Genomic DNA, 24,140 nt, shown 5'->3' on the forward strand with positions numbered 1-24,140 from the left:
CAGGTATCTAAACGAATGTAAGTTTCTCATAAATAAAGCATTGTGGCCTGTAGTTGAAGTTGAGTGTGTTACTTGTCCTGGTGTTCAGGTGTTTATGACTAACGATTGTTTTGTTTGGTAGGTAACGATTTGTAAGCCTGGTAAATGCATTATTTACATTAGGTGATAAAATAGTAGTTTTTGCGGTGGCATTAGTTAATTATACACCCGTTTTTAAAGCCCTCCTGCCGGCCACCTAATAAATCGGGCCTGGTCTTTTCCTTAATCAAATAGGCTTATAACCACGAGCGGTTAAAGTCATGGATTGGTTTGGCTTTAATGGAGATATTAAGCAGCTATTTAAGTTAAAGTGGAGTAGCGGCCTATTGCCGGAGCAGGTCGAGGATTTGATAACTGCAATTAAAAAATTTTGAAGTGATATATTATATAGAATGTATAATGTTTTGAATATAAAATACTTAATAAACTACTACTTTGTTTTAAAGCTCACTATGTTTTAGTGGTTTTCACCTCGTTTAATTGAAATTGCGCCGTGACAGGCAAGGTTGTGGCCGTTTAACTTTTTGATAAATGGATGCGTATTAGGCCGCATCGCATTTGCCAATGTGCGGATGCCGAGCCGGATGGGTGGACAGGTTGATTATTGCCTGAGGTTAGGATTTGCCCACGTTCCCTTGTTTTATTTTGATACGACCAGGATCCATTCGGGCACGCCCGGGAAACTATAATTGATATGCTGGCCGAATTAATGTTTTTATAATGAAAGATAATTGCAGAAAATATTACATTTATCGGCGTAACATTATGGATGATTTTAAACAACAGATTTTTTTGATGTTGATTTAAAAACACATTTTATTATCATATTTGTTACAACCACTGGTTAACCCAATCATCTTTTAAATACTTATACCAATGCAGGACTTAGACCCATCCATCCTTAAAAAAGTAAACACCTGGCTCGAAGGAAATTACGATGCCGATGTTAAACAGGAAATTCAAACGTTATTAGACAATAAAGCATATACCGAGTTAACCGATTCGTTTTACCGCGACCTGGAATTTGGTACAGGTGGCTTGCGTGGTACCATGGGTCCCGGCTCAAACCGCATTAATAAGTACACCATTGGCGCTGCAACCCAGGGCCTGGCCAATTATTTGAAAAAAACCTACCCGGGCGAAAAAGTTAAAGTTGCCATAGCACACGATAGCCGCAATAACGCCGACTTGTTTTCAAATATTACGGCTGAAGTGTTTTCGGCCAATGATATCCATGTGTATTTTTTTAAGGCCTTGCGCCCAACGCCCGAACTTTCATTTGCCGTGCGCCATTTTGGTTGCAAAAGCGGGGTAATGCTTACTGCATCGCATAATCCTAAAGAGTACAACGGCTACAAAGCATATGGTGCCGATGGCGGCCAGTTTGTATCGCCGCATGATAAAGCGGTGATGGACGAAGTGGCAAAAATTGCCAGCGTTGATGATATTAAATTCAACCGTGTTGATGCCAACATTGAGGAGATAGGCGAGGAAGTTGATGAACTTTATTTAGAAGGGATCACCAAATTATCTATCTCGTCCGAGGCCATCCATCGCCAAAAAGATTTAAAAATTGTTTATTCGCCAATTCATGGTACAGGTATTACCCTGGTGCCGCAAGCTTTAAAACGTTTTGGTTTTGAGAATGTGATACTTGTGGATGAACAAACCACACCCGATGGAAATTTCCCTACGGTAGTGTATCCAAACCCCGAAGAAAAAGAAGCTTTAACCCTGGCACTAAAAAAAGCGCAGGAAACTGATGCCGATTTAGTTTTGGCTACCGACCCTGATGCCGACCGTGTAGGGATAGCTGTAAAGAACACCGATAACGAATTTATATTGCTCAACGGCAACCAAACCGGCTGCATGCTTATCAACTACCTGCTTAGCGCATGGGAAGATAAAGGTAAACTTACCGGCAAGGAGTACATTGTTAAAACTATTGTAACATCAAACCTGATTGATGCCATAGCTAAAGCCAAAAATGTAACCTGCTACAACACATTAACCGGCTTTAAATATATAGGCGAACTGATGACTCACTTTGAAGGCAAACAAACCTTCATTGGCGGTGGCGAGGAAAGTTACGGTTATTTGATAGGCGAGCTGGTGCGCGATAAGGATGCTGTGGTATCAAGCGCCTTTATTGCCGAAATGACGGCTTATTACAAAGATAAAGGCAGTAGTTTGTTTGAAGCATTAATTGATACTTACGTTCAATATGGTTTCTACAAAGAGAAGCTGATATCGATAACCAAGAAAGGTAAAACCGGTGCTGAAGAAATTAAAGCCATGATGGAAACCTTCAGGAAAAACCCGCCTGCTACTTTAGGTGGATCAAAGGTTGTTACCTTAAAGGATTACGAATTCCAGGTAGAAACCGACCTGATTACCAACACTACCAAAGTAATTGAGTTGCCTACCTCAGATGTGTTGCAGTTTATTACCGAAGATGGCAGCATAATATCTGCCCGTCCATCAGGTACCGAGCCGAAGATTAAATTTTATTGCAGCGTTAATGGCAAGTTAGCCAGCAAAGAAGCTTATGCCGATACCGACAAACAATTGGATGCTAAAATTGATGCCATTATGCAGGATTTGGGCGTGTAACCCTTCTTTTAAAAGTATATATCCTGAAAATCCCGGCCCTTGCGCCGGGATTTTTGCGTTATCATGCGTCTGAAAAATCTCCATCTGTTCGCCTGTGTACGGCCACCGTCCGCTTTCGTACGGTTTTTAATTTTTGATTTTTATATAAATAATTGATTATTAGTATATTGTGTAATTGGTACGCGTTTTAGTATTTAAGTTGTATAAACGTTAAACATTTGCCTTATGTTGAAAAATTATATAAAAATAGCCTGGCGAAACCTAATCAAACATAAGGTTTTCTCTATTATCAACGTAAGCGGCCTGGCCATTGGGGTGGCAGCGTTTTGGCTTATCAGTTTATACGTTGCCGATGAGTGGAGTTACGACCGATATAATGAAAAATCGGACAGGATTTTCCAGGTAGCCCAGCATGGCAAATGGAACGGCGGCAGTTTTAACCTGGCGGTGACATCGCCACCCTATTCACCGGCACTAAAGGCAGACTACCCCGAAGTTGAAGAGGCTGTACGCGTGGATTTGGAGGGCGGCGGCAAAATTGTTTACAACGAAAAGCAGGTTGAGGCCGGTGATATTTCATTTACCGATAAAAACATCTTTAATGTATTTAGCTATCGCTTTTTAGCCGGCGATCCCAACACGGCACTTGTAAAGCCACAATCCATCGTTTTGACTAAAACATTGGCCGAAAAGATCTTTGGCAGTGATATCTCATCCGCTATCGATAAGGTGATCACTTTTGAAGGTGACGTTCAAAATACCGTTACCGCGGTAATTGATGATGTGCCGCAAAATTCTACATTTAAGTTTAGCGCGCTGCGTTCATTCAATGCCGATTATAATGGCAACTGGGGCAACGCAGGTATTTACACCTTCGTGCTGCTAAAAGATCATGACGACTATCAAAAAATTGAAGCACGCTCCGGCGACTTTTATAACAAATACCTGAAGCAAAACCTGGCAGGGGTAACCTATAAACTGGAACTATTGCCGCTTACAGCAATTCACCTGCACTCCAACCTTGACTACCAGATGGGCAATAATGGCAACGTAGCCTATCTGTATGTTTTTGGCATCGTTGGCTTGCTCATTTTGGCCATTGCGGTTATCAATTACGTTAACCTTACCACGGCGCGTTCATCTGTCAGGATCAAAGAGATTGGCACCCGGAAAGTAATCGGCTCGGGCCGGATGCAATTGCTGTACATGTTTTTTACCGAATCAATCCTGCTGGCGGTGCTGGCTACCATTGCAGGTATGGTACTGATACAGGCTACCTTACCCTACGTAAATATCCTATCCGGTAAATCGTTACAGCTTTGGTATTTCGGGGTAACCAAATCGTTGGTGGTATTTGCATTATTCGCTGTAGTTACCGGCGTGGTAAGCGGTGTATACCCGGCTTTGTTCCTTTCGGGTTTTAAAACCATTAGCGCCATGAAGGGGCAGTTGGGTAACCAATCTTCAACTATTCTTTTCCGCAAGGGGCTGGTGGTATTCCAGTTTGTGATTACCATATTGATGATCGTTGGGTCCTGTGTAATTTACCAGCAACTCAACTTCGTGCTCACTAAAGACCTTGGCTTCAACAAATCGCAAATGCTTACGTTCCACATCGGCAACCGCGACGTGAGGGCTAAAACCGACGAAATTAAAACGCAGTTACTGCAAAGCCCTTTGATCCAAAGCGTGGCGGTTGCCGGCAATCCCATCGGCAATAACGATATAGGATCTACCTACTTTAGCATAGGGGCCGACGGTAAAAAAGGTCCGGATAGCAAACTGGTAGAATCGCTGATCATCGATGAGGACTTTTTGCCTGCCATGCAGATAAAAATGGCTGCCGGCCGTAATTTCATGAAAGGCCCTGCCGATACTGCCAACCATTCCATACTGGTTAACGAAACGCTGGTGAAAGAAATGGGCTGGAAAAACCCGGTCGGCGCACGCGTTCGCAGCGGAGTAAATCACGGGGTGGTTACCTACGCTACCGTAATAGGTGTAATAAAAGATTTTAATACCTACTCGCTGCAGCACAAAATCTTGCCCATGGTGTTAAGCCTTCCATCCGAAACAAAAGATAAAGATAATTTATACGTGCGGCTGGGCCAGGGTAATGTACAGGCCGCTATCAGCTACCTGCAAAAAGTATATGCCCGCTTTGATCCCGAAAATAAAGCAGACTATAATTTTCTTGACCAAAACTTTGCAGCACAATACCAAACCGAGCAAAAGCAAGGCAAACTACTGTTTGTGTTCACCATACTGGCCATCGGCATAGCCTGTTTAGGTCTGTTCGGCCTGATCACTTTTACTGCCGAGCAAAGGGTTAAGGAAATAGGTATCCGCAAAGTATTAGGTGCCAGTGTAACCAGTATCGTAAACCTGTTGTCGAAAGATTTAATGAAGCTTGTATTATTAGCGGCACTGGTAGCATCACCATTAGCCTGGTACAGTATGAGTAAATGGCTGCAAAGCTTTGCATATCGTGTCGAGATCCATTGGTGGGTGTTCCTGCTGGCAGGCGTTATAGCCGCTGTAATCGCTTTTTTAACCGTAAGTGTACGATCAATAAGGGCAGCCACAGTTAATCCTGCCAAAAGTCTTAAAAGTGAGTAGTTCATTGGTTCACTGGTTCATTAGTTCATTGGTGCCTGGCGGATTAATTTGCCGGCGTTTGCCCCGGTTGCTAATAAACATTGAACCAATGAACCACAGACCGGTGAATTAATAAACATTGCACTAATGAACCAATGAACTAATGAACCAAATTCATGATAAAAAATTACATTAAAACCGCTTACCGCAGCCTTTGGAAAAACAAAGGCTTTACGGCTATAAATGTGCTGGGGCTTTCTGTTGGCCTGGCTGCCTGTTTGTTGATTGTGTTGTATGTGGTAGATGAGCTTAGTTACGACAGGTATAATACCAACGCCAACCGGATTTACCGTATTACGGAAAATGTACGGCTTAACGGCAGGGAAGGCTCATACGGATCAACCGAAGCGCCATTGGCGAATGCCATTAAAGATTTACCTGGTATCGAGAAGATAGCGCGATTAGTCCCTAATACGGCGCTGTTTATGTCGGCGCAAAAATTTTCGGTACGTAAGGGGAACGAAAACCTGCAGGAGAAAAAGATAGTTTTTGCCGAGTCGAACCTGTTTGATATGTTTACGCTGCCCATCATTGATGGCAGCGCCGCCAATGTTTTAACCGAGCCGCATACCGCGGTGATTACCGAAAGTACCGCCAAAAAATATTTCAATAAAACTAACGTGGTAGGGAAAACCCTCACCATTAACGATACAAGTACCTACAAGATCACGGCGGTTATTAAAGATATACCTGTACAATCGCATTTTCATTACGATTTCTTTTTGTCGTTTTCATCCATGCCCGAAAGCAAGGTTAATTCCTGGGGATATGGCGGCATGCGCAATTACCTATTGTTAAAGCCTGGCACCAATATTAAAAACCTGGAAGCCCAGATCAGGAGTATCGAACTGAAGAATTCAAATGCGCCACCATCAACCTGGACGTCAAACGGCAATTACCTGGACATCGAACTGAAGCCCTTGCTTGATATCCACCTGCGCTCTGTGAGCCAGTACGAACTGGAAAAAAACGGCGACATTCAGTACGTATATATATTTTCGGTTGTAGCCCTGTTTATACTGCTTATAGCTTGTGTTAATTTCATGAACCTTTCAACTGCCCGTTCATCAAACCGTGCCAAAGAGGTTGGGGTACGCAAGGTATTAGGCTCGGCGCGCAAATACCTTATCGCCCAGTTTTTAACCGAGTCTGTTATGGTTACGCTGGTATCAACTATAGCAGCTGTTATTTTAGCCATTGTGCTGATGCCTGTTTTTAACCAGATGGCGGGCAAGCAACTGGCAGTAACGTCACAAACGTTAACCTGGCTTTTGCCGGCCTTGCTGATGATTGTTTTGGTAATTGGATCTTTGGCAGGCTCGTATCCGGCATTGTTCCTGTCCGCTTTCCGCCCAATTGAAGTATTGAAGGGTAAAATTGCCAACGGCTTTAAGGGAGGGTTGCTTCGTAGTTTTCTGGTAGTATTCCAGTTTTCAATTTCGATATTCCTGATCATAGGTACTATAGTTATCTATAACCAGCTTAATTACATCCACAATAAAAATCTTGGTTTTGACAGGAGCGAGGTGCTGGTGATTAAAAATACCGGTGTACTGGGCAAACAGGCAGCCATATTGAAACAACAACTGAAACAACTGCCCGGTGTGGTAAACGCAACCATGACGGCATTTTTGCCGGTTGGTGACGACAGGAATGTTACAGGTTTGTTTCCTGATCGCGTTATCGATATTAAAAAAGACATGCTATCAGAGTTTTGGCCTGTTGATGAAGATTACATTAGCACCATGGGCATTAAAATGATTGATGGCCGCAACTTTAACAAGCAAATGGCCACCGATACGGCCGCCATTATAGTTAACCAGGCATTTGTGAAGATGTATGGCCAAAAACAACCGCTTGATAAAACCATCTACCGCGATACTTATGGTGTACAACCCTATCATATTGTGGGCGTAATGAAAGATTTTAATTTCAATTCGCTGCATGATAAAATTAACCCGGTGGTGTTGTATTATAGTGAAGACAGGGGTGCTATCAGCCTGAGGGTTAAAACGGCAAACATCATGGGCCTCATGAACCAGATAGAAAGCAAATGGAAAGAGCTTTCGCCAAACCAGCGGTTCTCCTATTCTTTTATGGACGAAGATTTTGATGCCACTTACAGTTCAGAAAGGCGGATAGGCCAGATCTTTATCTCATTTAGTACCTTGGCCATCCTTATTGCCTGCCTTGGTTTGTTTGGCCTTGCGGCTTACGCCGCCGAGCAGCGCAATAAAGAAATTGGTATACGTAAAGTTTTGGGTGCCAGTGTAACCTCAATAGTTGGCATGTTGTCAAAAGATTTTATAAAGCTGGTATTTGTGGCGATAGTAATAGCCTCGCCATTGGCCTGGCTGACTATGAACAAATGGCTGCAGGACTTTGCCTACCGCGCCAACTTCCAATGGTGGATATTAGCGATAGCAGACGGGGTAGCCCTTTTAATAGCTTTTGTAACCATCAGCTTCCAATCCATCAAAGCCGCGTTAAGCAACCCGGTTAAAAGTTTAAGGAGTGAGTAACTTGTTCATTGGTTCACTGGTTCATTAGTTCATTGGTGCTTGGCGGATTAATCTGCCGGCGTTTGCCCCAGTTACTAATAAACATTGCACCAGTGAACCACCGAAGAAATAAACAAATAATTAATGAACTGTGCCACCAATGAACTAATGAACCAATTGAGATGATAAAAAACTATATTAAAACTGCGTTTCGTACGCTGAAGAAAAACTTAGGTTTTACGGCTATTAATGTGTTGGGGCTGGCCCTTGGGCTGGCTACTTGTTTGCTGATTGTTTTTTATGTGGTAGATGAGCTGAGTTACGACAAGTTTAATACAAAGGCCGATAGAATTTATCGCATCAACAACGATATCAAATTTGGCGGCAACGATCAGTCGTACGCCAGTTCGCCGGCACCATTGGCCGCCGCTTTAGTGGCCGATTTGCCGGAGGTGGAGAAAACCGTACGCCTGATAAACAGGGGAGGCAACAACGTAAAAAAAGGCAACCAGAATATTAAGGAAGATCACATGTTGTTTGCCGATGCCACACTTTTTGATGTTTTTACATTCCCGATGATTGCAGGCGACCCGCAAAAAGCTTTGGTTGAGCCACATTGTGTGGTTATTAATGAAACCGTTGCCAGGCGTTATTTTAACAATCCGCTACAAGCTGTAGGCAAAACCCTAACCTTTAATGATAGCACGCTTTATAAAGTAACGGGCGTTATAAAAGATATCCCTAAGCAGTCGCACTTTAATTTCGGTTTCTTTTTATCCATGAGTACCCTGGCCGAAAGCAAGCAAGATGCCTGGTTCAGCAATAATTTTAACACCTACGTTTTATTACGTGAAGGAACCGATCCGCAGAAATTTAAAGCCAAATTGCCGTTGCTGATGCGTAAACACGCCGGCCCTCAGTTACAAAGTATACTGCATATCACATTCGATCAGTTTGAAAAAGCAGGTAATAAATACCAGCTTAACTTAATAGCGATTAAAGATATTCACCTAAAATCGAACGCCGTATCGGAACTGGCGCCAAATGGCAATATCCAGTATGTATACATTTTTACAGCGGTGGCTATTTTTATATTGCTGATAGCTTGTGTAAATTTCATGAACCTATCTACCGCCCGCTCATCAAACCGGGCGCGCGAGGTGGGGGTACGTAAAGTGCTGGGCTCGCCGCGTAAATACCTTATTTTCCAGTTTTTGTCCGAGTCGGTGATGGTTACGTTTATAGCGGCCCTACTGGCTATTATTACTGCTTATTTGTTTTTGCCGGTGTTTAATAACATGGCCGATAAATCATTTAGCTTCAACGTCAGTTCGTTAAGCTGGCTATTACCCGGTATGCTGATAGCAGTGCTTGTTATTGGATGTTTGGCTGGTTTTTACCCGGCTTTTTTCCTGTCGGCGTTTCAGCCTATCGAAGTATTAAAAGGCAAGCTTGCCAATGGTTTTAAAGGTGGTTGGCTCAGGAGTTTCCTGGTGGTGTTCCAGTTTTCGATATCAATTTTCCTGATTATTGGCACCCTGGTTATTTATAACCAGCTACAGTTTATTCAGCATAAAGATCTTGGCTATAAGCGCGACCAGGTGATGATAGTGCATGGCACATGGGATTTGGGTAACCAGGCTACCGCATTCAAAAACGAGGTAAAGCAATTGCCCGGGGTATTGAACGCCACCATGACAGGCTTTTTGCCCACTATGGACTACCGCAACAGCAGCAGCATGTTCCCCGACCGTAACCTTGACCAAAAGAAGGCAGTATTGGCGCAAAGCTGGACAGTTGATGAAGATTATATAGGTACGCTTGGCTTAAAACTGATAAAAGGCCGCAATTTTAGTAAACAAATGGGTACCGATACCTCCGCTATGATCATTAATGAAACAGCGGCAAAGCTGATGAACGTAGCCGATCCAATTAACAAAATGTTGTACGTTCCGCAGGATAATATGGCCAAAATCTGGAAGGGCTACCGGATAGTTGGTGTTGTGAAGGATTTTAACTTCAATTCGTTGAAAGCAAATATAACCCCGGTAGCATTGGCGTTCGGGGACGACAAGGGGGCGCTAAGTTTAAAAGTTAACACTGCCAACATTACTACGCTAATGGGCCTTATCAAAAGTAAGTGGAAATCAATGGCGCCCAACCGGGAGTTTAACTACTCGTTTATGGATGATGATTTTGATGCCACTTACCGTGCCGAGCAACGTATGGGTACTTTAGCCATTGTGTTTACCACGCTGGCCATTATTATCGCTTGCCTTGGCCTGTTTGGCCTTGCCGCTTATGCTGCCGAACAACGCAGTAAAGAAATAGGCATACGCAAAGTATTGGGTGCCGAAGTAAGCACCATTGTGGCCATGCTGAGTAAGGATTTTATTAAACTGGTACTGATAGCCATTTTGGTAGCAACGCCCTTAGCCTGGCTGGCTATGCACCAATGGCTGCAAAGCTTTGCCTACCGTCAAAACATTCAGTGGTGGGTAATAGCGGTATCGGCTTTTCTTGCTGTTTTTATAGCTTTCGCTACTATCAGTTTTCAGTCAATCAAAGCTGCGTTGAGCAACCCGGTGAAGAGTCTGAGAAGCGAGTAGAGCCTCACCCAACCCTCTCCAAAGGAGAGTGCTTTGAATAACATAAATGGAGTTTTGCTATTTAGAGTTTAAGGGTTTAAATTTTAGAGTTTAGGATTTGGTATTTAGAGTTTAAGAATATGATTAAGAATTATTTAAAAATAGCCTGGCGGAACCTTTACAAGCAGAAGGCATTTTCGCTGATCCATATCCTGGGATTAACCATGGGCATTACTGTGTGCCTCATGATTTTCCTGTATATTATGAATGAGTTTAGTGTTGACAAATTTCATAAGCAAGGCAAAAATATTTACCGCGTAATGCGCGGTTTTGATCCGGCGCAGCCGAAGGTTCCATACCTGTCGGGGCCGTATGCGCCGGCTTTGCTGAACGACTTTCCGCAGGAAATCAAAATGGCGGTGCGCGTATCGCCGCAAAATAACCTGGTATCATTTGGCGAAAAGGCCTTTAACGAAAAGAAAGTTTACGCTGTAGATGCCGGCTTTTTTAAGCTGTTTACTTTCCCGCTTTTGAAAGGCGATGGTGCAACTGCGCTGGATAATCCCAATAGCGTGGTACTTACCGAGACTACTGCCAAAAAATACTTCGGCTCGGCCGATAATGCCATGGGTAAGGTAGTGCAGTTTGATAAGCAGCTGAACCTGAAAGTTACGGGCGTTGCCAAAGACGTGCCATCAAACTCGCACCTTGATTTTGATATGGTGATGCCGATAGCCAACTATACTAAAAACCAGGGTTTTAATGTTTGGATAAACAACGGCCTGTTTGTTTACGTGCTTTTGAACGAGCATACCAGCAAAACAGCGCTCGAGAGCCGGTTTAAGCAGTTCATGGATAAATACATGGGCAAGGATATGCAAAAATTCGGTGCCAAGTTTGATCTGGCTTTAACCCCGCTGAATGACATTTATTTTGAGCAATATTCGGCCTTTGATAATGTGAAGCATGGCGATAAAACGGTAGTATTCATCTTTATATCCATAGCGGCGCTTATTATGCTTATTGCCTGTATCAACTTCATGAACCTGGCCACCATAAGGGCGGTTGAGCGTTCAAAAGAGGTGGGAATGCGCAAGGTAATGGGAGCGTTGCGTAACCATTTAATCTGGCAGTTTATTGGCGAGTCGTTGATGCTGGCGCTCATATCGTGCGCGTTGTCAATTGGTTTACTGTTGCTGCTGATGCCATTCTACAACCAGTTGCTGGGCTATTCCTTAACCGTATCATGGAATAGTGCGCCTATCTGGGTGTTCCTTACTGGCGTTATTTTGATAGTAGGCGTTTTAGCCGGAAGTTATCCGGCCATATTTATGTCGGCGTTTTCGCCAATACAGGCTTTAAAGGGTAAATTGAAGCTGGGTAAAGGCGGCAGCATTTTTAGGCAGGGCCTGGTGGTATTACAATTCAGTATTTCGGTGATGCTTATCATCGGCACTATTGTTATTGTAAACCAGATGCATTACATCAAAAGTAAATCGTTGGGTTATGATAAAGAACAAACGCTGGTTATCAAGATAGATAACAATGATATTTATGATCACCGCAAAGCGTTTAAGGATGAATTGCAAAACTCAGGTGCTGTATCATCAGTCTCCCTGATGTCGGGCGAGCCGGGTGGATTTTACGATATGCACGCGTTTGATGCTGAAGGGCAACAGGCCGTTTTCAAATCGCGCACCGAATTTGCTGATTTTGAATACGTAAAAACTTTAGGTTTAAAGGTAATTGCCGGCCGCGATTTCTCGCCGGAGTTTGCTACAGATACTACTAACTCAGTGCTCATTAACCGCACCTGCGCCAAGGAGCTGGGCTTCTCGCCACAGCAGGCTATAGGCAAGTGGATAAAAAACAGGGGCAGGGATGATAAAAAGCGTAATGTGGTAGGCGTCGTGGAGGATTTTAATTTCCTTTCCCTTAAAGAAAACATGGATGCACTGGTGATTGCGCCAAATGACGACAGGAGGGTAATTGTTATCAAACTAAAACCAGGCAATATCCCCGCATCGGTAGCTGCGGTGAAAAATATTTATACCAAAGTAGCGCCGGTTTACCCTTTTGAATATACTTTTTTAGATCAGAAGTTTGATACCACGTATAAAACAGACATCAGGCAACAAACCATGCTCACTATCTTTTCGGGCCTGGCTATTTTTATTGCCTGCCTTGGTTTATTTGGCCTGGCTTCGTTTACAGCCACAAAACGCACCAAAGAAATTGGCGTACGCAAAGTATTAGGATCATCGGTGCAAAACATCCTTATCCTGATCTCGAAAGACCTGCTTAAACCGGTATTGCTGGCAACTATAATTGCTATGCCGATAGGCTATTACTGTATGAATAAATGGCTGCAGAGTTTCGCCTACAAAACGCCGCTGCACTGGTGGATTTTTGTGTTGGCTGCATTTTTAACTTTTGTGATAGCATTGGTTACCATCAGTTTCCAATCGTTAAAAGCAGCGCTGATGAACCCAATAAAGAGTTTAAGGAGCGAGTGAATTTTTAGTATCAAGTAGTAAGTATCAAGTATCAAGACAAAAAAAAGGTTTCGCTTTTGGGATTTGGCACTTTAGCGTTTAGGGTTTTACAATTAGAGTTTAGGATTTAGAAATTAGAATTTAAGAAAGATATGAATACCAAATTAGCGTGGCGTAATTTAAAAAAGAACAAGCTGTATGCGTTCATTAACATCCTGGGTTTAACCATAGGTATTGCCAGTTGCCTGCTTATTGGCATCTATATTAAGCATGAACTGAGTTACGATAACTTTCAGGCCAATGGCGATAGGATAGTGCGGGCTACGATGGAGTATGAACACTCTGGCGGAGCGCAGCATATTGCAGTTACCGGAACCAAAGCCGGACCTCAATTTAAACGGATGATGCCAAGGGTTGAAGCGTATGTGCGCACCCTCAAAAGTTCGGCAATAGTAAGTTATGCTGATAAGGTTTTTGAAGAGAATAGCCTTTTATATGCCGATGCTAATTTTTTTAAAGTGTTTTCATTTAAGCTGACAGATGGCGATATCACTTCCGTTTTGAACGCGCCTGACAAAATTGTCATCACCCAAAAAGCGGCCCAAAAGTATTTTGGCGGGCAGCAGGCTATAGGCAAGGTGTTAAAGGTTGGATCAAAAACATTCACAGTTTCGGCAATTGCCCAGGATGTGCCCTCAAACTCGCAGATCCAGTACGATTTTGTACTGCCCTTTAGTTTGTATATGGATAGGAACGGGCCTGAACAATGGTGGTCGGCTAATAACATGACCTACCTGTTGCTGAACAGTAAAGATGATATTATACCACTACAGAAAGAGATAAAAAGCTACATGGCCGATGTGAGCAAAAACGAACTAAAGATGACCGGCCATGAGTACCTCAGTTTCAATATCCAACCTTTAAAAGATGTTCATTTGCATGGCAATATGCCCGATGAATTTGAACCGGGTGGCAGCATAACTTATATATACATTATGCTGGCTGTGGCTGTGCTGATATTGCTGATAGCTTGTGTAAACTATGTAAACCTGGCTATAGCCCAATCGGCAGGCAGGGGAGGCGAAATTGGGGTGCGCAAAGTAATGGGTGCAGGTACAGGCGAGTTGTTTTGGCAGTTTATAACCGAATCTGTATTCACGGCTGTTATTGCCGCCGTGTTAGCCATAGCATTGGCCGCTTTTGTATTGCCTTTATTTAATAACATTTCCGGTAAACAGTTGCAGTTATCGGCATTTGGTAATCCGTTAATATTGGTTGGCCTGGGTGTTTTAAGCTTGTTTATCGGCTTTGCAGCAGGTGCATACCCGGCTATATTGTTATCTGGTGCAAACCTGGCGAAAATCCTGAAATCGGGTTTTTCGTTTACCTCCGGGCAAAATGTGCGTAAATCATTAATCGTGTTCCAGTTTGTGATCTCTATTTTCCTGATCATATCTACGGTTATCATCTTACAGCAATTGTCGTACATCCGCAACAAGGACGTAGGCTACAACAAAAGCAACGTGGTAGTATTGCCTATTGATTCTAAAATCCTTCCACAACTGGATGCCCTTGAAAAAGGCCTGAGCCTTGTGCCAGGCGTTCGGCAGGTAGCCGCAGCCAATAACGAGCCTATTAACGTAGGCTGGGGCGATGTTATTAAAACTAACGACGGTAAAAAGATCTCGGTAAATGCCATCCCAGTTGACGAAAACTTTATAAAAACCATCCAACTGAAACTAATTGCCGGCAGCGATTACACCCATGCCGATTTGATGACACTGGATACATCTAATAATTATAAAAACTACCGCTACTCCTTCATCCTGAATGAATCGGCCGTAAAAGCCCTTGGCTGGACACCTGAGCAGGCCATAGGTAAAACTATTGACAAAAACACGCCAGGTGTAATTAAAGGCGTGGTAAAGGATTTTAACTTTAAAACTTTCCATGACCCTATCACCCCGCTGGTATTGTTCCTGAACGATGATCAGTTGTATAACGTTTTTGTGCGGATAGATGGTAACAACACATCCCAAACCATTGCCGAACTGGGCAAGGTTTGGAAAAGCCGTATCAGCCACCGCCCCTTTGATTACCGCTTTTTGGATGATGATTACGACGCGCTTTACCGCACCGAACAACGTACTGCCGGTGTATTCACAACATTTTCGGTATTGGCTATTTTGCTGGCATGCTTAGGCCTATTTGCTATCACCGCCTTCGCAGTAGTGCAGCGCACCAAAGAAATAGGCATCCGTAAAGTGTTAGGTGCAAGTATTGCCAATATCATCCTGCTGATAGCAAAAGACTTTTTAGCACTGGTAGTTGTAGCAACAATAATTGCATCGCCAATAGCCTGGTACATATCCAGCAAATGGCTGCAGGATTTTGCTTATCGTATAGATATCCAATGGTGGGTGTTTGTAATAACAGGTATAGCAGCGTTATTGGTAGCGGCCGTTACGGTTAGCATCCAATCAACCAAAGCAGCCCTGGCCAACCCGGTGAAAAGCCTGAAGAGTGAGTAGGCAGTTTTCAGTTGGCTGTTAGCAGTTTTCAGTTAACAGTATTAGCAGTTATTAGCTGTTGCAGCCAAGATTGAAGCGATAAGTACCAATGAACTAATGAACCAGTGAACCAATGAACAACATCAAGATTGCCTTCAGGAGTTTAAGCAGGAATAAGGGCTTTACCTTTATTAACATAACAGGTTTAGCTGTTGGCCTGGCCGTTTGTATTATGATTATGCTTTACGTAACCCATGAAATGAGTTATGATAGGTTCCATAAAAATGGAGAGCGGATATTTGTTTTACATGCTTCTGTAAAAATTGGCGGCACAATGCTCAACGTGGGGCATATGGGTTACGAAACCGGCCCTATTGTAAAGCAAAACTATCCTGTGGTTGAGAACTATATGCGCACTATGGCCTATTTCAGGCCGGTGATAGTGTATACCCCTGCTTCTCCGCAAACCAAATTTTCGGAAAGTAAACTGTTGTTTGCCGACCAGGGTTTCTTTAAGTTCTTTTCATTTAAGTTGCTGTCCGGAGATTCATCATCTGCATTAAAGGATCCATTTTCTGTGGTGATATCGCGGGACATGGCTAAAAAGTATTTTGGCGATGCAAATCCCGTTGGCCAAACGTTGGTGCTTAAAACAGATAGCACTTACACTTATCACATTACCGGCGTTGCCGAAAACGCGCCTTCAAATTCATCTATCGAATATAATTTTATTGCCTCCAACTTAAGCCTGCTTTCTATGAAGGAGGCTTCGTTTTACACCGGGGTTAAGGAAGTAGGGCCAGGTTCGTTCGATCTGCATTTGCTGTTAAAAAACGTTGCCGACACGGCAAGTTTAAAGCGTAACATGCAGGCAAAAGCCAGGTTGGATAAAAACTATGACGACATCAGTTTTTCATATACCCCGATAGCCGACACGCATCTGCAAAACAACTTTGGCGATTCATCCAACATTAAATACCTTAAAGTATTTCCTTTGGTTGCCGTACTAATATTGTTATTGGCATTGGTTAATTACATGAGCCTCTCTACAGCCAGGGCAACATTAAGGGCTAAAGAGGTTGGCGTACGCAAGGTATCCGGCGCAAGCCGTAAAAGTATCGCCATACAGTTTTATGTAGAATCTGCATTGTTTACGGGAATCTCGTTCGTGTTAGGATATTGCCTGTGTTACCTGTGCAAGCCCTGGTTTTTAAACGTTTTGCAATTGAAGATCGACAATTCTTTTTTATATAGCCCGATAGTTATAGGGCTGATGTTTGCCTTGCTGGTAATCACCGTGCTAATTGCCGGTAGCTATCCCTCACTGGTGTTATCAGCCTTTAAACCGGTAATCACCCTAAAAGGTAAAATGAGTACGCAGGCAGGCGGCGCAACAGTGCGCAAGGTTTTTACTACCCTGCAATTTGCTATCTCGGTAGGGCTCATCATTTGCGGCATTATTATAGACAGGCAACTTTATTATTTCAGACATGCCGATACGGGTATTAGTCGCGATAACACCATTATGGTTCCGGCAGGTACAAACTTATCCAAATCGTACGCCGCATTTAAAAAGGATATAGGCGACCTGGCCGGCGTAAGCAGTGTGGCTACATCAAATCACCCGATGTTTAAAGGTTACGATATGTTTTTTGTTGATGGAAAACAAAAAGGCGAAACCGTAGGCCTGGTACCCATGATGGTTGATAGTAAGTTTACCTCGCTGTTGGATTTAAAATGGAAACATCCGCCTTTAAACAGCACAGATGTATTGGGCCAAAACAAAATAGTAATCAATGAGCTGGCTATCGCAAAGCTTCATTTGCCTTCAAACCCGATAGGTAGTTATGTTGATAATAAAGGAGAGAAACTGGAAGTAGTAGGTGTTATCAAAAACTTTAACTTCACCTCGCTAGCCGATGAATTAAAGCCTGTGGTATTGTTTACGCTTGCAGACACTACAACGCTTTGGAGCAAAAGGGGCTGCACCCTTTTTGCCAAAATAAAACCGCATACCAATTTGCCAACCTTGCTGGCCAAAATGCAGAGCATCTATAAAAAGTATGATCAGGATACCCCGTTTGAATACACTTTCATGGACGATGCCTTTAACCTGCAATACAAAGCCGAAGATAGATTGGCGGCGATTTTTAGCCTGTTTACTTACATCACCGTTATCCTGGCCACTATGGGTTTGTTTGGGTTGGCAGCTTTCACTATTGAACAGCGCACCAAAGAGATAGGCATCCGCAAAATATTAGGTGCAAGTTTGTCAAGTATTGGCACCCTGTTATCTGTCGATTTTCTGAAGCTGGTGTTGTTATCTATCATCATAGCGTCGCCGGTAGCCTGGTGGGCTATGCATAATTGGCTGCAAAATTTTGCCTACCGCATATCTATCCCCTGGTGGGTATTCACCGCAGCCGGGGTAATTGCTATGCTAACTGCGGTTATAACCATCAGTTATCATGCGATAAAGGCCGGGTTAGCGAACCCGGTGGATAGTTTGAGGAGTGAGTAGTTCACTGGTTCAATGGTTTATTTGTGAAGAGTTCGATATTACGGTTATGATGATTTAGTCTTTCCATTTTGAGATTTAGGTTTTGGAATTTACTCTTTAGGATTTAGAGTTTAGGATTTGGAATTTATTTCCCCCCGGATGCAACTTATTTCTTCCTGCCGTTGTCTTATCAATAAACCAAACTAAAACATTATGAAAAAGCACTTACTGCTATTTTTTGTTGCCTGCCAAAGCTGTGTTGTTTTTGCGCAAGACTCCAAAACTCCATACATGACCAAACCCATTTCCGGAGCTGTTAAAGATGTATTTGTAAATACATCGGGCGGAAGTATTACCGTGAGCGGTGCTGCCGGCGAATCGCCGCGCGTCGAGGTTTATATCCAGGGAAACAATAGCATCGGCAATATATCAAAAGAAGAAATCCAAAAGCGTTTGGAAAACTACGAGCTAAGCGTTACCGTTAGTGGTGGCGAAGTTCATGCGACGGCCAAAAACAAGCACAATTTTTCTAACTGGCGAAATTCGTTAAGTATCGGCTTTAAGGTATTTGTACCCAAAAATGTTAACACCAGCCTGAATACCAGTGGTGGCAGCATACACCTGGATAATTTAGATGGTACCGAAAAGTTTGAAACAAGCGGCGGCAGTTTGCATGTTGATAAATTAACCGGGATGATCAAAGGCCAAACATCAGGCGGCAGCATTCATGTAAGCAATTCGGGATCGAGCATTGATTTGGAAACAAGCGGCGGCAGTATCGAAGCAAGTAACTGTAATGGTAAAATTCACCTGGAAACTTCGGGCGGCTCATTACGTCTTACCGATTTAAAGGGAACTATTGATGCCAATACCAGTGGTGGTAGCATCAGCGCCAACAATATTGCAGGCGAGCTAAAAACAGGTACATCAGGTGGCAGCATCAACCTTAACGGCTTGGCTTGCGCGTTGGATGCTTCAACCAGTGGCGGCAGCTTTCATGCGCAATTTGCCAGCGTGGGCAAATATGTTAAAATTGATGTAAGCTCGGGCCACATTGATATCTCGGTGCCATCAAAATCGGCCCTTGATCTTGATCTGCGTGCCGATAAGGTAGAAGCCAACTTTACATCAAACTTTAGTGGCACTAAAGAGAAAGAAAGGATAGAAGGCAAATTGAATGGTGGCGGTTCATCCTTCGAAGTAAGAGGCAACAGCCGTATCAATCTTAATCTTAACTAAGATCTATATAAAGTAACCAAGTACGCACAAGGGCCTGTTGTTTAACGCGACAGGCCGTTTGTGTGTTAAGTCATAAGTCCCGAGCCACAAGTCTTAAGTTTCTAAATCTGAAATGACTTAGGGCTTCGGACTTAAGACTTCAGACTTTAGGCTAAATACTCCCGGTAACGCTTCTTGAGTAGGTTCATCATCCCTACATTGATGTCCCATTGATTAGCCACAGGCATTTTTGTATACGGTAGCGCCGGCATGTAGGGGTGCGGCCCAAACTCGGGGGTAATGGTTAGCAAGCCGGCGCCGCTTTGCACACGTGAATTTACTATTGCATCCCACCATTGCAAATGGGCTTCGAGCTCTGCATGCCATTCCGGAGCGGCAGGGTCCGAAACCTGAGCCGACTCGGCGTGACCTACACGCGCGTGAATGTGGATAGTGCGACTAATGGCTGTTTCAACCGCCTCTGTTTGTTGTTCCAGCAGGCTTTCAGATACGTTACACCAATGCGAAAAATCTGCTGTTATCAAAACGTCGGGGTTATCTGTAAGTAATTGCTTAGCTACATGAGCAGCGAATAAAGCTTTATTTCGATGGGTTTCGTGCGCTATGATAACACCGCTTTTTACAGCAATTTCGTTAGCAATTATAAAAAGCTGGCGGTTTTGGTCGCTTGTAAAATAATCTTTTCCCGTTTGCGAATCAATGAGCAAGGAACCCGCTTCCGCCACGTTTTCAAGGTGCTTGCGGAAGTTGATTTTATGGAGCTCAAAATCCTCTTCGAACGATTGATAATATTGACCAATAAAAAGCAGGTCATGTTTTTTTATGGCATTTAAAATGATGGCCTTTTCCTGTTCATCAAAAGGTAATGGTGCTTCAATACCCTGGTAGCCTGCTTCTTTTACTTTTAAACAAAAATCATCCCACGACAATTGCTCTGAGCCCCAGCGCGGACAAAAAAACTTTATTTTCATTGCAAAACTTATAAGAATGGTAAAAGATGGATTGTATGATTAATTAGTTATAAGGCGATAAATATATGATTATTTGCCCCGCCCGTCACCTTGTACCACCAGATCGTCCCCATTTTAATATCAAACCCAATTTCTCCATCTTTTTGCATTTTGGTTGTGTTTTTCAGGCTCGAAAATTTAAGCGATAAAAACGCACACTCCCTGTAACGTTTCCGTACGGTTAAAATAACTGCATTTTTTGCAAATTTCTGATTGTCAAAATATTATATATTTGGCACGTGCTTTTTGGGTGTAGTAGAAATATTGAACATCACCATGATAAAAAATTATTTTAAAATAGCCTGGCGTAACCTTATCAACAAAAAAGGGTTTTCGTTTATCAATATAACCGGGCTTGCTGTAGGTATGGCAGGCGCCATACTCATTTGGGCCTGGGTACAAAACGAATACAGTTTTGAAGATTTCCAACAAAATAAAAATACCCTTTACAAAGTTTGGAACCGGGGAACCGATGGTACCAACGTTTATACATTTGATGTTACCTCGTCGCCCATAGGCAAAACCTTAAAACAGGAGTTTCCTGAGGTTAAAAACTACGCGCGGCAATATTGGAGTATCGACCGTCTTTTTAATTTTGGAGATAACTCTGTTAAAGCCAAGGGGAACGATGTGGACAAGGGCTTTTTAACCATGTTCAGCTTCCCGTTTCTGCAAGGCAACCCGGAGCATGCTTTGGATGGTGTTACCGATATTGTGATAACCAAACACCTGGCTAAGAAGATATTTGGCGATGCCGACCCGATGAATAAGCTGATTAAGCTGGAGAATAAAACAAGCTACAAAGTAACCGGTGTTTTAAACGATTTACCAAACAACACTACCTTCGATTTTGAATACCTGGTTTCGCTGGCCGCAAACGAAAATACCTACACCAATGGATCCTGGGGCGATAACAGCTACAATACATATGTACAGCTACAGCCTAATGTTGATATCAACAAGTTTGCTGATAAGATAAAAAATGTTGTAAAAGCACATGACCCGAAGGCATCACTCGAGGTGTTTTTACATCCCATGACCAAATGGCGCTTGTATTCAACTTTCGAAAACGGAAAAATTGTAGGCGGGCGCATCGAGATAGTGCACCTGCTGCTTGGTATTGCCGGTATATTACTGCTTATCGCCTGTATTAATTTTATGAACCTGAGTACCGCCAGAAGCCAGAAACGGGCGAGGGAAGTGGGGGTTCGTAAGGTAATTGGCGCGGGCAGGCTAAGCCTCATAGGCCAGTTTTTAAGCGAATCCATATTGATAACTTTTATAGCCGGGCTGGTATCCTTGTTATTGGTGCTGCTTTGTTTGCCGGCATTTAACCAGCTAACCGGCAAAGCGTTGGTTATTAATTATATCGATCCGGCATTTTTATTAGCTTTCTTTGGCTTTATCATCGTAACAGGATTGCTTGCGGGCAGCTATCCTGCATTCTTCCTGTCAGGTTTTAGGCCGGTTAAAGTTTTGAAGGGGACTTTTAAGGATACACAGAAACTCATTAGTCCGCGTAAGGTGCTGGTTGTACTACAGTTTACGGTAGCTATTGTATTAGTTGTAGCTACCATTGTGGTTTACAGGCAAATTAAGTTTGCCCAAAACCGCGATATTGGTTACAAGCAAAATAACCTGGTAGAGGTTCCTATGGAAGGCGACATCAATAAAAACTACGACCTGATTAAAAACGACCTGATCAACAGTGGAGCTGTTACCGCCATGAGTAAAACAGGGTACACCGTAACGATAGAGGGCAGTCGTACTGATGGCTTTAAGTGGGAGGGCAACGATGCCAACCAGGACAAAATGGGATTTTCGAGGCTGGGGACTGCGGGCGATTTTGTGAAAACAATGGGGCTTAAACTGGTAGCAGGCAGGGATGTTGATTTTAATGCTTTCCCCGGCGATAGCGCATCTGTTATGCTAAATGAAACTGCGGTTAAATCGATGCATTTAAAAAGTCCTATTGGCAAATTTATCACCAGGGGCAATGAGAAATTGCAGATCATTGGTGTGTTTAAGGATTTTATTATCAGATCGCCCTATGCTAATGTAGACCCAATGATTGTTTTTGCATCCAAATATTGGACATACAATACCGTCATTCGGTTGAATGAAAAAAACAACATGGCCAAAAACCTTGAGTTAGCAGAAAAGATCTTTAAAAAATATAACCCTGCCTATCCGTTCACCTATGAATTTGTTGACCACGAGTTTGGAAAGAAATTTAACGATCAGCAGCAAACAGGCTCATTGGCATTTGTATTTGCCGGGCTTACCATTTTCATATCATGCCTTGGCTTATTCGGACTGGCAGCCTATATGGCCGAAAATCGCGCAAAGGAGATAGGTATCCGGAAAGTGTTAGGGGCAAGTGTAGCCAGCATTACCCAAATGCTAACAAGGGAATTTGTTGCTTTGGTATTGGTAGCCATAATTATAGCTACGCCGTTTGCCTACTACGCCATGAATAAGTGGCTGCAGGATTTTAGTTACCGTATAGATATTGGCTGGTTAACATTTGTAATGGCTGGCTTAGTTGCTATTATCATAGCGGTGTTAACAGTAAGCTTTCAATCGGTTAAAGCTGCAATAGCCAATCCGGTAAAAAGTATCCAGGCCGAATAATTTAGTCTTAAGCCGGAAGTCGTTAGTTTTAAGTCTTCGGTTCGAAAAATAAAATGAAGCTTGCGCTTTATACTACAGGATCAGAACTTAAGACTTTAATAAAAATCTTCCAAACCTGAGAAATTTGGATTTAGTTGATTAGTAATATGCGTTCCGGGATGAGATCCGGTACGCATTTTGTTTTAGGGCTGACTTCTTTCGGGCACGATAACAATATCAAGATCTGTTATCTTTTTCACGTACAACTCATCAACCAAAATCATCACAATAGCCAGTAAAGGCACGGCCAGTATAATACCTAAAACGCCCGATAATGTACCCATTAATACCTGCGCCAATATGGTTAAAGCCGGTGGTATGTTAATCATCTTGTTTTGAATAATGGGGGTCACAATATTGCTTACTATGGTTTGGATAACTATGTACATTAATGCTACTATGATAGCGGTATTTGTGCTTATGGTTAAAGCCAGCAAAACACCGGGAATCATGGCTGCTAATGATCCAAAGTTGGGGATTAGTTTCAGCAGGCCCGTAAGCAAGGCAAGCACCAAAGCCACCGGGATGCTCATAATGCCCAAGCCAATAGATAGTAAAATAAACACCAGCACCATGGATAGCATCATTCCTTTCAACCATCCCTTGAGCGCAAAGCTAATCCTGTCAATTACCTGGTGCGCGAGTGGTTTCCGGGTCTCGGGCACCAATTTTATCATGCCATCCTTATACAGATTTGGATTACTGGTGAAGAATATGGCCAGGAAAAGGATGATATAAATATTACCCAGCACACCAAAGCTGGTGCTAAAGAATGATTTGGCAGTTGTCATCAAAGCATCCGAGTTGTCGTCTGCCAGGTACTCCAATATCTTCCTGCCGATAGGGGTTTCGTTCATCTTTACTTTTGCGTTGCTGATGGTATGTGGCAAGGTGTCACTCAACACAGCTACCTGGTTAGATATTTTAGATCCCATAAACCAAAATAAAACCCCAAGCAACACAAACGTACCGCCAATAGAAATAATCATGCAAATCCGGCGTCGCCATTGAGTTTTGCGTTGTATCATGTCGCCCAGGCCATGAAAGTAAACGGATATCAATACACCAGCCAGCACCATTAGTAACACGTTAAATGCAACGCGGGCAATCAATATGGTTACTACCAATAAAGCTACGATAGCCACAGTATGCCATACTTTTTGAATATAGGTGAGTTCCTTCTGGATTATTTTATTGGTGTATTTATCATCAATAGGGGGCATATGGTACTTATTGAATTGGGTTCAGATAAAGTGACAATAAATACACTTAAAAGTTTTAACAAATTGATAATACTGTATTAATTTAAGTTTG

At 42.9% G+C, this 24,140-nt stretch carries 11 protein-coding genes; 9 read left to right on the forward strand and 2 right to left on the reverse strand.

Annotated features, from left to right (window positions below; translation table 11 throughout):
* Positions 1-915: 915 nt before the first annotated feature.
* The 8 genes from AC1DU2_RS12375 to AC1DU2_RS12410 all read left to right on the forward strand — a co-directional run bounded on the left by AC1DU2_RS12375 (position 916) and on the right by AC1DU2_RS12410 (position 19,143).
* On the forward strand, positions 916-2,652 hold the full coding sequence (locus tag AC1DU2_RS12375) for a phospho-sugar mutase (RefSeq protein ID WP_477384739.1): 1,737 nt from the start codon (positions 916-918) through the stop codon (positions 2,650-2,652).
* 225 nt (positions 2,653-2,877) lie between these two features.
* On the forward strand, positions 2,878-5,271 hold the full coding sequence (locus AC1DU2_RS12380) for an ABC transporter permease (RefSeq protein WP_477384741.1): 2,394 nt from the start codon (positions 2,878-2,880) through the stop codon (positions 5,269-5,271).
* A gap of 155 nt (positions 5,272-5,426) precedes the next feature.
* Complete coding sequence (locus tag AC1DU2_RS12385; protein WP_477384743.1) at positions 5,427-7,832, forward strand: ABC transporter permease; 2,406 nt, start codon at positions 5,427-5,429, stop codon at positions 7,830-7,832.
* Between the two features lie 161 nt (positions 7,833-7,993).
* On the forward strand, positions 7,994-10,420 hold the full coding sequence (locus AC1DU2_RS12390; RefSeq protein WP_477361777.1) for an ABC transporter permease: 2,427 nt from the start codon (positions 7,994-7,996) through the stop codon (positions 10,418-10,420).
* Between the two features lie 119 nt (positions 10,421-10,539).
* On the forward strand, positions 10,540-12,915 hold the full coding sequence (locus AC1DU2_RS12395) for an ABC transporter permease (protein ID WP_477384745.1): 2,376 nt from the start codon (positions 10,540-10,542) through the stop codon (positions 12,913-12,915).
* Between the two features lie 131 nt (positions 12,916-13,046).
* Positions 13,047-15,425 carry an ABC transporter permease gene (locus AC1DU2_RS12400; RefSeq protein WP_477384747.1) on the forward strand — a complete coding sequence of 793 codons (2,379 nt, stop codon included), beginning with the start codon at positions 13,047-13,049 and terminating at the stop codon, positions 15,423-15,425.
* A gap of 112 nt (positions 15,426-15,537) precedes the next feature.
* A complete protein-coding gene (locus tag AC1DU2_RS12405) occupies positions 15,538-17,925 on the forward strand; it encodes an ABC transporter permease (protein ID WP_477384749.1) in 2,388 nt (795 codons plus the stop codon).
* A gap of 192 nt (positions 17,926-18,117) precedes the next feature.
* A complete protein-coding gene (locus AC1DU2_RS12410) occupies positions 18,118-19,143 on the forward strand; it encodes a DUF4097 family beta strand repeat-containing protein (protein WP_477361769.1) in 1,026 nt (341 codons plus the stop codon).
* Positions 19,144-19,289: 146 nt separating this feature from the next.
* Here AC1DU2_RS12410 and AC1DU2_RS12415 read toward each other — a convergent pair whose 3' ends face one another.
* Entirely contained in the window at positions 19,290-20,114 is an 825-nt protein-coding gene (locus AC1DU2_RS12415) for a sugar phosphate isomerase/epimerase family protein (protein ID WP_477384751.1), read from the reverse strand.
* A 315-nt stretch (positions 20,115-20,429) separates the two neighbouring features.
* On the opposite strand from AC1DU2_RS12415, the gene AC1DU2_RS12420 reads away from it, so the two are divergent.
* Entirely contained in the window at positions 20,430-22,787 is a 2,358-nt protein-coding gene (locus tag AC1DU2_RS12420; RefSeq protein WP_477384752.1) for an ABC transporter permease, read from the forward strand.
* 182 nt (positions 22,788-22,969) lie between these two features.
* Here the strand turns inward: AC1DU2_RS12420 and AC1DU2_RS12425 are convergent, their stop codons facing one another.
* Positions 22,970-24,049, reverse strand: a complete 1,080-nt coding sequence (locus AC1DU2_RS12425) for an AI-2E family transporter (RefSeq protein WP_477384753.1) — start codon at positions 24,047-24,049, stop codon at positions 22,970-22,972.
* Between the last annotated feature and the right edge of the window lie 91 nt (positions 24,050-24,140).

The sequence above is a fragment of the Mucilaginibacter sp. P4_C11 genome (genome assembly GCF_056402115.1).